General features: G+C 71.5%; 16 protein-coding genes. 9 read left to right on the top strand and 7 right to left on the bottom strand.

Features of this window, described 5'->3' with window-relative positions:
• From ABFX54_RS47660 to ABFX54_RS47640, 5 genes are all read left to right on the top strand, one after another.
• The coding region (locus ABFX54_RS47660; protein ID WP_487047333.1) for a PaaD-like zinc ribbon domain-containing protein at positions 1 to 149 on the top strand (149 nt) is incomplete at its 5' end.
• A 2-nt stretch (positions 150 to 151) separates the two neighbouring features.
• Positions 152 to 1,246: a 1,2-phenylacetyl-CoA epoxidase subunit PaaE gene (paaE, locus tag ABFX54_RS47655; RefSeq protein WP_346113737.1), complete on the top strand. Its 1,095-nt coding sequence runs from the start codon at positions 152 to 154 to the stop codon at positions 1,244 to 1,246.
• A 106-nt stretch (positions 1,247 to 1,352) separates the two neighbouring features.
• Positions 1,353 to 2,135, top strand: coding sequence for an enoyl-CoA hydratase/isomerase family protein (locus ABFX54_RS47650; RefSeq protein ID WP_346113735.1), 783 nt, complete (start codon positions 1,353 to 1,355; stop codon positions 2,133 to 2,135).
• A gap of 270 nt (positions 2,136 to 2,405) precedes the next feature.
• Complete coding sequence (locus ABFX54_RS47645) at positions 2,406 to 2,744, top strand: YciI family protein (RefSeq protein WP_346113734.1); 339 nt, start codon at positions 2,406 to 2,408, stop codon at positions 2,742 to 2,744.
• Complete coding sequence (locus tag ABFX54_RS47640; protein ID WP_346113733.1) at positions 2,741 to 3,955, top strand: RNA polymerase sigma factor; 1,215 nt, start codon at positions 2,741 to 2,743, stop codon at positions 3,953 to 3,955. Before ABFX54_RS47645 ends, ABFX54_RS47640 begins: the two co-directional genes overlap by 4 nt.
• A gap of 104 nt (positions 3,956 to 4,059) precedes the next feature.
• Here ABFX54_RS47640 and ABFX54_RS47635 read toward each other — a convergent pair whose 3' ends face one another.
• From ABFX54_RS47635 to ABFX54_RS57275, 3 genes are all read right to left on the bottom strand, one after another.
• Positions 4,060 to 4,689: a TetR/AcrR family transcriptional regulator gene (locus ABFX54_RS47635; protein WP_346113732.1), complete on the bottom strand. Its 630-nt coding sequence runs from the start codon at positions 4,687 to 4,689 to the stop codon at positions 4,060 to 4,062.
• A 184-nt stretch (positions 4,690 to 4,873) separates the two neighbouring features.
• Positions 4,874 to 5,560, bottom strand: a complete 687-nt coding sequence (locus tag ABFX54_RS47630) for an alpha/beta fold hydrolase (protein WP_346113731.1) — start codon at positions 5,558 to 5,560, stop codon at positions 4,874 to 4,876.
• Positions 5,557 to 5,841, bottom strand: a complete 285-nt coding sequence (locus tag ABFX54_RS57275) for a Mu transposase domain-containing protein (RefSeq protein WP_428834651.1) — start codon at positions 5,839 to 5,841, stop codon at positions 5,557 to 5,559. Before ABFX54_RS57275 ends, ABFX54_RS47630 begins: the two co-directional genes overlap by 4 nt.
• Positions 5,842 to 6,263: 422 nt before the next feature.
• Here ABFX54_RS57275 and ABFX54_RS47625 point away from each other — a divergent pair, with 422 nt between their 5' ends.
• The gene (locus ABFX54_RS47625) at positions 6,264 to 6,569 is read left to right on the top strand and encodes a helix-turn-helix domain-containing protein (RefSeq protein ID WP_346113730.1); all 306 of its coding nucleotides are present in this window, start codon (positions 6,264 to 6,266) and stop codon (positions 6,567 to 6,569) included.
• 77 nt (positions 6,570 to 6,646) lie between these two features.
• Positions 6,647 to 7,294 (top strand): hypothetical protein, encoded by a 648-nt coding sequence (locus ABFX54_RS47620; RefSeq protein WP_346113729.1) that lies wholly within the window; start codon positions 6,647 to 6,649, stop codon positions 7,292 to 7,294.
• A gap of 176 nt (positions 7,295 to 7,470) precedes the next feature.
• Here ABFX54_RS47620 and ABFX54_RS47615 read toward each other — a convergent pair whose 3' ends face one another.
• Together ABFX54_RS47615 and ABFX54_RS47610 are read right to left on the bottom strand one after the other, a co-directional pair.
• Positions 7,471 to 8,205, bottom strand: a complete 735-nt coding sequence (locus tag ABFX54_RS47615) for a dienelactone hydrolase family protein (RefSeq protein WP_346113728.1) — start codon at positions 8,203 to 8,205, stop codon at positions 7,471 to 7,473.
• A gap of 123 nt (positions 8,206 to 8,328) precedes the next feature.
• Positions 8,329 to 9,210: a SigB/SigF/SigG family RNA polymerase sigma factor gene (locus ABFX54_RS47610; RefSeq protein WP_346113727.1), complete on the bottom strand. Its 882-nt coding sequence runs from the start codon at positions 9,208 to 9,210 to the stop codon at positions 8,329 to 8,331.
• A 384-nt stretch (positions 9,211 to 9,594) separates the two neighbouring features.
• Here ABFX54_RS47610 and ABFX54_RS47605 point away from each other — a divergent pair, with 384 nt between their 5' ends.
• Positions 9,595 to 10,170, top strand: a complete 576-nt coding sequence (locus ABFX54_RS47605) for a hypothetical protein (RefSeq protein WP_346113726.1) — start codon at positions 9,595 to 9,597, stop codon at positions 10,168 to 10,170.
• Here the strand turns inward: ABFX54_RS47605 and ABFX54_RS47600 are convergent.
• On the bottom strand, positions 10,143 to 10,778 hold the full coding sequence (locus ABFX54_RS47600; RefSeq protein WP_346113725.1) for a hypothetical protein: 636 nt from the start codon (positions 10,776 to 10,778) through the stop codon (positions 10,143 to 10,145). The genes ABFX54_RS47605 and ABFX54_RS47600 overlap by 28 nt on opposite strands.
• A gap of 66 nt (positions 10,779 to 10,844) precedes the next feature.
• A complete protein-coding gene (locus ABFX54_RS47595; RefSeq protein ID WP_346113723.1) occupies positions 10,845 to 11,405 on the bottom strand; it encodes a nuclear transport factor 2 family protein in 561 nt (186 codons plus the stop codon).
• 33 nt (positions 11,406 to 11,438) lie between these two features.
• Here ABFX54_RS47595 and ABFX54_RS47590 point away from each other — a divergent pair, with 33 nt between their 5' ends.
• Positions 11,439 to 11,954 carry a winged helix-turn-helix transcriptional regulator gene (locus ABFX54_RS47590; protein ID WP_346113722.1) on the top strand — a complete coding sequence of 172 codons (516 nt, stop codon included), beginning with the start codon at positions 11,439 to 11,441 and terminating at the stop codon, positions 11,952 to 11,954.
• Positions 11,955 to 11,973 lie beyond the last annotated feature (19 nt).

Raw genomic sequence — 11,973 nt, 5'->3', positions numbered from 1 at the left:
CCACCCGCCCGCCGCGCACCGCGCCGCCCTGCCCGCGCTGCGGCTCGGCGGCCACCCGGCTCACCTCCGAGTTCGGTGCCACCGCCTGCAAGGCCCTCTACCGCTGCACCGGCTGCCTCGAACCGTTCGAGCACGTCAAGGAGATCTGAGCATGACCACGCTCGCGCCCGGCCCCGCCGCCCGTTCCCGGGCCGCCGTCTTCCACCCGCTGGCCGTGTCGGCGGTGGACCGCCTGTGTGAGGACGCCGCCGCGATCACGTTCGACGTCCCCGGCGAGCTGCGCGACGCGTACGCCTTCGGCGCCGGCCAGTCGCTCACCCTGCGCCGCGTGATCGACGGGCGGGAGCACCGCCGCTCCTACTCGATCTGCGCCCCCGCCGGCGCCGCGCCGCGCATCGGCGTCCGCGAGATCCCCGGCGGGCTGTTCTCCTCCTGGCTCGTCCACGAGGTGCGGCCGGGCACCCGGATCGACGTCCAGCCGCCCGCGGGCTCCTGGCGGGCCGACCCCGGCACGGGCGAGCGGCACCTGTGCGTCGCCGCCGGCTCCGGCATCACCCCCATGCTGTCGGTCGCCGCGACCGTCCTCACCCACCCCGCCGCGCAGGTCTCGCTTCTGTACGGCAACCGTACGAGCCGTACCGTGATGTTCGCCGAGGAACTCGGCGATCTGAAGAACCGCTACGGGCCCCGGCTCCAGGTCGTGCACACGCTCTCGCGCGAGCCGCGCGACGTCGAGCTGCTGTCCGGCCGGCTCGACGGCGACCGGCTGCGCCGCCTGCTCACCACGCTCGTGCCGGTCGAGGTGTTCGACCATGTGTGGCTGTGCGGGCCGCTGCGCATGATCGAGGAGTCCCGCGCGGTGCTCGCCGAGCTGGGCGTGCCCGCGGAACGCGTCCACGTCGAGCTGTTCTACGCCGACGCGCCGCCGCCCCCGCCGAGACGCACCGGGGGCGGGATCCCGGCCGGGGCCACCACGGAGCTGACGACCGTACTGGACGGGCTGCGGACCACCTCGACCGTCTCCCGCGACGTGCCGATCCTCGACGCCGCGCAGGCCACCCGCGCCGACCTGCCGTTCGCCTGCAAGGGCGGGGTGTGCGGGACGTGCCGCGCGGTCGTGCGTTCCGGAGAGGTGGACATGCGGCGCAGCTACGCGCTCGAACCGTCCGAGGTGGCCGCCGGATTCGTGCTGACCTGCCAGACGTACCCGGTGGGGGGGAACGTGACCGTCGACTACGACGCCTGAGCCCCGCACCGCTCACCGATCCGGCCACCGACCGCCGTTACCAGTCACCGACCACCGACCACTGACCGGCCTCGACCCGCCCGCGACCGACCACAGGAGCCGCCACGTGCCCGAACACCCCGCCGTCCCGTCGTCAGGACTGCTCGTCGAGGAGGGCGAGGACCGGGTCGTGTGGCGGCTCAACCGGCCCGAGGTGCGCAACGCCATCGACCGCGAGCTCGTCGCCGCGCTGCACGAGGCGTGCGCCGCCGTCGAGGACGACCCGAAAGTCGTTCTGCTCATCGGCGAGGGCGGCACGTTCGCGGCCGGCGCGGACATCGCCCAGCTCCGCGAACGCGGCCGGGACGACGCGCTGCGCGGCATCAACTCCAAGATCTTCGAACGGGTGCACCGGCTGCCGATGCCGGTCATCGGCCTGCTCGACGGGTACGCCCTGGGCGGCGGCGCCGAGCTCGCCTACGCCTGCGACTTCCGCATCGGCACGCCACGTACCAAGATCGGCAACCCGGAGACGGGCCTCGGCATCATCGCCGCGGCCGGTGCGGCGTGGCGGCTGGCCGCGCTCGTGGGCGAGCCGCTGGCCAAGGAGATCCTGCTCGCGGGCCGCGTGCTGACGGCCACCGAGGCGCACGCCGTCCGGCTGCTCAACGAGATCGTCGAGCCCGACGACCTGCTCACCGCCGGCCACCGGCTCGCCGGCCGCATCACCGCCCAGGCGCCGCTGGCGACCAGGCTGATGAAGTCCGTCTTCCACGCGCCCAGGGACGCGCACCCGTTCGTGGACGACGTGGCGCAGGCCGTACTGTTCGAGACCGGGGAGAAGCAGGCCCGCATGACGGCGTTCCTGGACCGCCGCCACCGCAAAAGCCGTACCGACGAGGGCCGCTGACCAGACCCTCCGGTCCGCCGGTCCGGCGCGGTGATCACTCTGAGCCCGGCGCGAGAATTTCGGCGCCGGTGTCGTATCGAGGCATCGGCCGATCGTCTGTGAGGTGAGGGCCAGGCGGTTCGCGGCATCGCGCGGACGGCTTGGGAAGTCTCACCGGCCGAGCTCGAAGGAGCGCTTCATGCATCCCATCCTGAACACGATCGACATCGTGGTGTCCGACCTGGACGCCACCCTCCCGGCGAGCTGAGACGGAAAGGGCAGACAGCGATCGTGAAGTATGTGCTGATGTTCATCGAGACCGAGGAATTCGCCCAGAGGCTGGAGGCCATGGGGGAGCTGGAACAGCAGGCCGCCTACGCGGCCGTGACGCAGTGGTTCGCCGACCACGCCGACAAGATCACCCACCATACGCATCTGGCGCCGGTGCACACCGCCACCACGATGCGCCTGGGTCAGGGGGAACCGGTCGTCACCGACGGGCCGTTCGTCGAGGGCAAGGAGGTCGTCAGCGGGTTCGCCGAACTCGAGGTGGCCGATCTGGACGAGGCGCTGAAGATCGCGCGTTCCTGGCCGGCCTGCCCGGTCGTGGAGATCCGCCCCGCCTCATGAACGAGCCGGCGCACACCGAGGTGAGCCAGGAGGTGCTGGCCCGCGTGGTGCGTGAGCACGCGGGCCGGCTGGCCGCGTCCCTGATGTCGCTGCTGGGAGACTTCGCCGCCGCCGAGGACCTGGTCCAGGACGCGGTGGAGACGGCGCTGCGGCGCTGGCCCGACGAGGGGGTGCCGGAGCGGCCGGACGCCTGGTTGTTCACCGTGGCTCGGCGGCGCGGGCTGGACGTGCTGCGCCGGGAGTCGACCTTCCGGGCCAAGCTCGCCCAGCTCACCTGGCCGGTATCCGCGCCGCGTGACGACCGGCTGCGGCTGATCTTCACCTGCTGCCACCCGGCGCTGTCGCGTGCCGCGCAGATCGCGCTCACCCTGCGGGTGGTGTGCGGGCTGTCGGCCGCGCAGATCGCCGCCGCGTTCCTGGTGCCCGAGGCCACGGTGGCGCAGCGCGTCACCCGCGCCAAACGCAAGATCGGCGAGGCCGGGATCCCGTACCGCGTTCCTGCCGGGGAGGAGTTGCCGCAGCGCGTGGAGGAGGTGCTGGCGGTCATCTATCTGCTGTTCAACGAGGGTTACCTGTCCAGTACGGCCGAGCGGGCCCAGGCGCGCGATCTGGTCGATGACGCCGAGTGGCTGGCCGCGCTGCTGGCGAACCTGCTGCCGAAGGAGCCCGAGGCGGCCGGGCTGCTGGCGCTGATCAGGCTGCACCGGGCACGCGGCGCGGCCCGCTTCGACGCCCAGGGCCGCCTGGTGCTGCTGGCCGATCAGAATCGCTCGCTGTGGGACCGCCAGGCCATCGAGCAGGCCACCGCCTTGCTCACGCGCGCGGCCCGCGCCCACCGGCGGCCGGGGCCGTACCAGCTGCAGGCCGCGATCAACGCCTGCCACGCCGAGGCCGAGACCTTCGCCGCCACCGACTGGGCGCAGATCCTGGTGCTGTACGACATGCTGCTGCGCCTGGCGCCCTCGCCCGTGACGCGGCTGCACCGCGCCGTCGCCCTGCGGCACGTCAAGGGTCCTGGGGCGGCCCTGGCCGAGCTCGACGACCTCGGCCGGGAATTGGCGCGTTACCCGCTCCTGCACGCCACCCGGGCCGACCTGCTGCGCGCCCTGAACCGCCGCCAAGAGGCTCATCGGGCCGATGAGCGGGCGCTGGAGCTGACCGCCAATCCGGCTCAGCAGGCGCTGCTGGAACAACGCCTTGGCTGGGACTGACCGCTGTCGTCAGGTTCAGCAGGCCCCACGGAGCCTCACCCGCGGCACTGTCGCATCGGCGACCGCTGTGACCGGTTCGGCGGCCATTCCGCCGCGGCACCGGCTCAGGCTTCGTGCTTGGCCAGGCCGTCGAAGGCGATGGCGGTGATCGCGTCGGCGACCAGCGCCAGATCGTACGCGCCGTCCGGCCGATACCACTCGACCAGCGAGTTGACCATGCCGAACAGCAGCCGGCTGACCAGCCCGGGCGGCACGTTGTCACGCAGCGCGCCCTCGGCGACGGCGTCGGCCACGAGCGCGGCCAGCCGGTCGTCCAGCCAGCGCCGCCGTTCCAAGGCCGCCAGCTCGATCGCGCTGTTGCCGCGCACCCGCAGCAGCAACGTGACGGACGGCTGGTGCGCCACCAGCACCTCCACGCTGCGCCGCAGCACCTCGCGCAGCCGCTGGTACGCGCTGACCCCGGCCTGCTCCCGCGACGCCTCGGTGACGACGGCGGTCAGCTCGTCGAGCGCGTCGTCGAGCGCCTGGGCGAGCAGTTGCTCCTTGCTCGTGACGTGGTGGTAGATGGCGGCCTTGGTCAGCCCCAGCTCCTTGGCCAGGTCGCCCATGCTGGTGGCGTCGTAGCCGCGGCGGTTGAACAGCTCGACCGCGGCACGCAGGATCGCCTGCTGGTCGTAGCCCGGACGGCCTCGCCGGCGGCGCGGAGCCGGCTCGGCATGCTCTGTCCTGGTCACGAAAGCAGCATCTCACGCGCCCGGCCCCACCTCGCCCGCCGCTCCGGCCACCATTGTCCCCGTTCCGTCACGCTCGGGTACGGGGGAGCCGCACGGAACCCGGTGCGGCCGCATTGCCGAGCGCTCATGATCACGCGGAAGCGGGCGCTGGAGGGTCGTCAGTCGCGGCGGGAGGGGCTGGGGATTACGGGCTCGGATGGTGACTGGAGCTCAGACGGCCGAGGATGAGGCGCGCCACTTCGTACGGGGCCTCCAGGTGCATGTCGTGGCCGGTGGCCAGGTCGGCGAGGGAGAGCAGCGGAGTCTGCGCGGCGGCCGTCATCAGTTCGCGAGCGAAGCCGCGGACGTAGGCGTCGAAGGCCACCGAGACAGCCGGAGGCAACATCGCACTCAGGTCCGAGCCGCTGGAAGAGACGACGAGGAGGGGACAGCGGGCCGCCCGGTAGACGGCGATGAGGTCGAGCGCGTCCATCTGCGCGATGAAGTGAGTCATCTCCGGATCGCCCGCCGTCTGTTCGGCGAGGAACGCGCGCATTGTGTGCTCGGCGCCGACCGGGTCGACTCCGTCGAAGGGCCCGGTGGGATTGGTATGCCCGTCCAGATTGACCGCGAGGGGGCACTCGGGATGCTCTGAGGCCCACAGGGCCGCGACGATGCCGCCCAGCGAGTGCCCGGCCACGGCGGGATGCTCCAAGCCGTGGTCGTTGATCGCCTCACCTACGGACTCGACGGCTCCAGCCCAAGACCACGAGCCCAGATCCGGCGAATCGACCGCTACCGTGCGTAGCCCCGCTGCCTCCAGCAACGGCGCGGCGAGCCGCCAGTCCGTGGACCTCCGCCCACCGCCGGGCAAGAGAAGAATCTCCGTCATCGTGGCACTCTCCCGGCCCGGCGCCCGCCACCGCAACCCCGATTCCGCCCCTCGGCTGCCGCAGGCCGTGATGCGGCGGCGACCCGATCCATGAGGACCCTTTGCCCATGGACCACCGGCTCCGAGGCGTGCAGCATGACGCGGACCTGGCGGCCGATCAGCCGGGCAGGTGCCGAGTAGCGGTTGGTGCGCACGGTGATCTGGCTGTAGCGGTCCACCCGCGGGCTTGTCCTGGCGGATGAGCCCGCCGGCAGCTGTTGTCTGCCGGGACCGGTGCTCATGGACTCCGTGACAGCCGGGGCCGAGCCGGGTGTCCAGTTCCCGAACGGCGGAGGTCTGCCGGAGCAGGCCCCCGTCCCGATCGGGGCCGGCGGCTGGATGGTCCGCGCCGTCCGCGCTTCACCGATCGAGGACACCTCGGTGGGCGTGATCCAACTTCTGCCTCAGCCATCGAACTGACCAAAGTGCTCCCTCTGCGGGGAGAGGATCAGGACGCCTCTCCGTCCGGTCGGCTGAGGAGCCCATCGAGGATCTGCCGGCGTGCGATGCGCGCGGCACCCGCCTGGTCGGCTTCTGCAGCGGTGCTTTCACTTCGGCCGAGGCCGGGGTCCTCGACGGGTGCCGGGCCGCCGCGCACTGGCAGTGGGCGGATTCCTTCCGGGCCCGCTTCCCTTCCGTCCGGCTCGAAACAGACGTGTTGTTCGTGGACGACGGCGACATTCTCACGGCCGCGGGAAGCGCAGCCGCGCTCGACCTCGGCCTGCACATCGTTGCAGCGCCGTTTCCACGCCAGATGGGCACCACACCGCCGGCGTGGCTCACAAGGGAACGACTCGCCCTGGCATGCCGGCTGATCGAGCGGGGCGAGTCGCGCTTCGAGACGGTCGCGCGGCACAGCGCGCTGGGCACCGCTGCCAACTTGCGTGCACTGATGCGTCGCAAGATCGGGCTCACTCCATTGGCGTACCGGCACCGATTCGGCCCGGGGACGGGCAAGGGATCGACCTGACCTCCAAACGCGCGGCTTTCACGCTGTGAATATACGTTCCGTGTCGGGGAACACACTGTCCGTATCGGGACGTGCCGATGCGAAACGTCGACCAGCGCGAAGGCGACCTTGCCTTTGAGTTCGAACCGCATATGCTCTGCGAGGGAATGATCGTGTCAGAACGCGGAGAGCCCACAAGGGAAGAGAAGATCCAGGATGCGCTCAGTGCCGCCCCGCGCTTCATCGCGGAGACGGCAACGGTTCTGGACGCGGACATGAAGACAGTCCTCAGGGAAGGGTCGCCCGACTGGATCTGCGTGCCGACTCCCCCCGGTCAGCCGGCCCCCGGCCCCATGTGCCTTGACCCGACCTGGATGCAGTTCGTCCAGGAGGTCATGCAGGGCAAGACCCCGACGATCGACCGGATCGGGATCTCGTACATGCTGATGGGAGAGGCCGGTGCGGACTTCGATGATGTCTTCGCCACACAGCCCCCGGAAGGCAAGGACTGGTATCGCGCCGGACCCCATGAGATGTTCTGCTTTCCCCAAGGCACCGGACACATCTTGAAGGGGATCGGGCACGACCCGTCCTCGGGACAGCCTTATGTACGACCGGTTCGAGGCGCTGAGCCCATGCTCGTCGTCCCGGTCGCCAAGCCGGGCGAGACAGCCTGCGGATGCCGGAGCGACTGCCCCTGTTGCCGCAACAACTCGGCTGCACCTGATTCCGAGTCCTCGGCTTGAGGCATTCATAGGGCATAGGGGGGCGTCGGCCGCTGGCGGGGTGGACGAGCGCGCCAGGCGCGCTCGCGAGTTGATCGACTCGCTGCCTGCCGGTTTTCGGACCGATCACATTCTGGAGACGGCGCGGGACTGCCCGAGCGGAGCGAGGACCGCTCGGGCCAGGTCCCGGTCGGCAGTTAGGTCAGGTGGCGGGTGAAGAAGTGCACCGTGCTGTCCAGTTCGTACGCAGGCAGGACGTCCGCGTGTTTGCCGGGGTTGGCGTGCAGTGTCTTCTCGGGCGATCCCAGGGCGTCGAACAGGGCCAGGCCCTGGGCCCGTGGCACCCGTTCGTCGTCCCACTGCATCAGGAACTCCACGGGGACGGTGATCCGTGCCGCGGGCTCGGCTGAGGCGGCGGCTCCGCCCAGGCCCAGGACGGCCGCGCGGATGCGGGGTTCGGCGGCTACGAACGGGACGCCGAGGCCGCAGCCGAGTGAGACGCCCCAGTAGCCGGCCGGGCCTCGGCCGACGTGGTCCAGTTGCTGGACCGTGTCCAGCATGGCCTGCCATTCCGGTACGGTTTGCCGGGCTACGAGAGCCTGGAACTCGGCGATCAGTGCGGCCAGGTCCGCCCCGGCTGCCAGCCGTGCCTGGTTCTCGGTGTTGATGCGGTCGTATTCCGGGTCCACCGGCCGGTCGCCGTGGCCGGGCACGTCGGCCGCTACCACCGCGAAGCCGCGTTCGCGGACGAAGCGGTGTGCGCGGGTCAGGATGCCGGGGGTCTTCTTGTGCTGGCCGCCGCCGTGTCCCATGACGATGAGCGGGCGGGTGCCGGTGGCGGCTGCCGGCGTCCAGAGCACGCCGGGGACGTCGCCGAGGGTGAAGAGCTGTTCGCGGACGCCGTCGGACGACGTCTCGGAGATGATGCGCATGAACGTGGAAAGCCTTTCGGGATGCCCGCGGGCTCTCCCTAGGCCGTGGGAGAGAGGGAGGCCCGGCATGTCACAGCGTTGATGGGACTCACCTCCTCGGTTCGCACTGGCTCACGGCGCTGGTCAAGGTATCACAGGTGGGCGATCATCGTCCCGCCCGGCGGGCGAAGCGGTCGGGCGGCGATGTGGTAAGGCGGCGGTGTGGGAGGTGGGGGACGGGCGGGTGCCGGCGGTGTTGAGCGACTTACGCAGCCGGGTCAGCACGGTGCGCAGGATCCGGGAGACGTGCATCTGGGAGATGCCGAACTCCTCGGCGATCTCGGCCTGGGTCAGGTTGCCGTAGAAGCGCAGCAGCAGGATGTGGCGCTCGCGGTCGGGCAGGGCCGCGACGAGCGGCCGGACGGCCGCCGCGTCGATCATGGTGTCGAGCGTGGTGTCGCGGTCGGGGATGAGGTCGCCCAGGCAGGCCCGGCCGCCGCCGGAGTCGTCGCCGGCCGGCGCGTCCAGGGACAGGGTGCTGTACGCGGCCGAGGCGTCCATGCTGCGCAGCACCTCCTCCTGCGGCAGGCCCATTCTGGTGGCCAGGTCGGCCGTGGTCGGCGTCCGGCCCAGTTCCTGGGTCAGGTCGGCGGTGGCCCGCTTGAGCTCGGCGCGGCGCTCCTGGAACAGGCGCGGCACCCGCACGGCCCACGTACGGTCCCTGAAGTGCCGCTTGACCTCGCCCGACACGGTGATCGCGGCGTACCCGCGGAACTCGTGGCCGAGGCTCGCGTCGAAGCCGTTGATGGCCTTGACCAGGCCGAGGTAGGCGGCCTGGCGCAGGTCGTCGACCGGCTCGCCGCGGGCGGAGTAGCGGCGGGTGACCTCGGTGACCAGCCACTGGTGCATCTCCACCAGCCGTTCGCGGACCTGGGCGCGGCGCCGGGCGCCGACGTCCGGCCGGGCCATCTCGTCGAGGAGTTCTTCTGCGGTCATGAGTTCGAATGCGCGGGGCTGGGCGGTCATGGTGTGGTCGTATTCCTGCCTGTACGGCGTGCCGCCCGGCCCGGAGGGGTCCGTCCAGGGGCGCGCCTCGAATGTGTCGCGAGACGAAGCCCTCTGCTGGACCTCTCCACTCATCCGCTGACCGGGGAAAGCCGTGCCAGTCCTCCCGGAAGGTGACAAATCCGGACCTGGGCTGAGGTTCGGTTCCGGATTTGTCAGCTGCTGCGAGGACTGCGTTGACGTTTCGCCTCCGGTCCCGGGTGGGGGTCCTGGACTTCCGCTCCCGTTCCGGCTCAGGGCTCACAGTCCTGCCTGGGTTCCGGCTGAGGTTTCGGTTCGGCCGAATGGGGCAGCGGGCCGGACCGAAGACGAGGGTGAAGACCAAGACGGAGGCGGGGTGATCTGATGTACCGTGCCCGGTCCGGTGGGGCCGATCGCGCGGCGGCCGATCGCCATGCGCCCGACGATTACGCGGCCGGCCGTGACAGGAACGGCCGTTATCCGGCTGACCGATACGCAACCGGCCGTGACACGCCCGAGCGCTACCCGGGTGACCGTTACGCGGCCGGCGGTGATGCCGCCGACGAGGCCGCCCGTCTGGAGGCGCCGCACTTCCAGGCGTGCCACCCGGGCACCCCGATGCGGTACGAGCCCGCGTACGGCATCGGCGCCGGCGGCCGTCCCCTGACGTCCGAGCGCGACCGTGACGCCGAGCGCATCCGGGCCGTGCTGCGCCGCGTGGACGGCCCCCGGCCGGCGGAGGCGGAAGAGCGGTACGACAGGGCGGCGGGAGAGTGCTACGACGACACCGTCACCGTCACCGGCGGAGACGACGGCGTTTACGTCGTGACCTGCGCCGACGCGTACGCGGCCGGGCCGGCCCGGATGGGGGCCCGCGTCTCCGCGCTCGCCCGCGCCGGCATGACCGCCGACCCCCGGCCGGACGGCGTGCTTCACGTCCGGGTGACACCGGCGCGCTGACGCCCCGCGAGCGAGCCCGACCGCCACAGCACCGCCGCCAACCACACCCCGCCCACCAGGATGAGAGCGCCGTGGACGACCCGCAGCGGGTAGGGCCCGAAGAACTGCGGGATGAACAGCGCGAACCCCACCGCCGGCGGCACACCGCCCCACTTCTGCAGCCTGCCCGAGCGCCAGATGGAGACCGCCGCCATGACGGTCCCGGCCCCGAGCAGCACCAGGCCGACGGCGAACATCGTGACCGCGACGGGCCCGTAGCGGAACTCCTCGGCCAGTTCCATCAGCGCGGGCGCGCCGTCGCGCAGGGAGCGCTGGGCGATGACGTTCAGCCCGAAGTCCTCGGCCCCGTAGTACGGCAGCGTCAGGCCCGCCCCGATCCACGTCACCACGGCGGCCCGCAGCGAGAGCCGGTCGCCGAGCACCTGGTGCAGCCCGAGCACGCCCAGGCCGAGCAGGATGAAGCCGATCATCGCGGCCGCGTGCCCGGCCACCCACGCGGTGGAGGCCATGGCGGCTGCGTCGTCGGTCGAGGGGCGGATCGCCGGATAGAGGAGGAAGAGCAGCCCGCTGGAGGCGTAGGCGGCGGCGGTCAGCCGAGGGGTGGTCATCAGTGCTCCCTTGAAGGTGCGTCGCTCTGCTATGAGAGCAATGCTCTCGTCAAGGGAGGGCAGCTGTCAAGAGCGGTGCTCTCGTTCCGGAGAGCTGTTCCCGTCGAGGCGGGAGGGCCGTTCCTGCCGAGGTGGGGTCAGCAGCGGGACGAGGGTCCTGTCGCCGAGGCGGGTGATCGCGGCCAGCGGCTTGACCGCGGCCCCGACCAGCAGTGCCAGCCCGGGCCGGCCGGACGCCCTGGCCAGGCCGGGACCGAGCGCGGCCATCATCGCGGTGAGCGCGGGCAGCGGCCGGATCCACATGGTGAGTTCCTCGATCAGCCCCTCCTCGTCGAACCGCAGGACGGCCGTCTCGTCCATCGTCATGCGCCCGACCCGCGCGGTGGCCGTCACCGCCCGCGTGCGCTCGTCGCCGATGTCGCTCTGGTAGCGGAGGTCGGAGACGGAGTCCAGGACGACGGAGAACAGCCGGTTCACCTGCTCCCTGCCCCGGAACGCGGCCCGGCCGCTGAGCGGGGAGTGGAAGACGACGTCGTCGGCGAGCGTGGCGGTCAGGGCGTCGAGGTCGTGCTCCTCGCCGGCCCGCCGGTACGCCAGCGCCGGTGAGTCCTGAATATGAACTGTCATGGGTTCACTTTATCAACCCACTATCCTGGGGTCATGAACAGGTTCGGTGAGATGCACTGCTCCATCGCCCAGGCCGTCGGCGTCGTCGGTGAGCCGTGGACGCCGCTGATCCTGCGTGACCTGTTCCTCGGCCTGTGCCGGTTCGACGACCTGGCGCAGGACCTCGGGATCTCGCGCAACCTGCTGACCCGCCGCCTGGAGCACCTGGTGAAGGCGGGGGTGGTGGAGAAGCGGCGCTACCGGGAGCGCCCGCCGCGCCACGAATACGTGCTGTCGCCGGCCGGCCGTGACATCGTGCCCGCGCTGATGACGCTGATGGCCTGGGGCGACCGGTGGGCCACCCCGCCCGGCGGGCCGCCCGCGCTGCTCGTGCACGACTGCGGCGAGCAGTTCACGCCCGTCGTCACGTGCCCGCACTGCGGGGGCGAGGTCACGGCGGACACGGTGACGGCCGTACGCGGCCCAGGAGCGGCTCAAGGGCCGGGAACGATGCTCCTGTCCGCGGGAGTCGCCGCCGAGGCCAGCGAGGCCAGCGAGGCCATCAGCTGAGCCCAGGCCGGCTGAGCCC

The organism is Nonomuraea maheshkhaliensis (assembly GCF_039529435.1).
Taxonomy (GTDB): domain Bacteria; phylum Actinomycetota; class Actinomycetes; order Streptosporangiales; family Streptosporangiaceae; genus Nonomuraea; species Nonomuraea maheshkhaliensis.
Note: the sequence above shows the minus strand (reverse complement) of the source record. Positions and strands in the feature narration are given on the sequence as shown.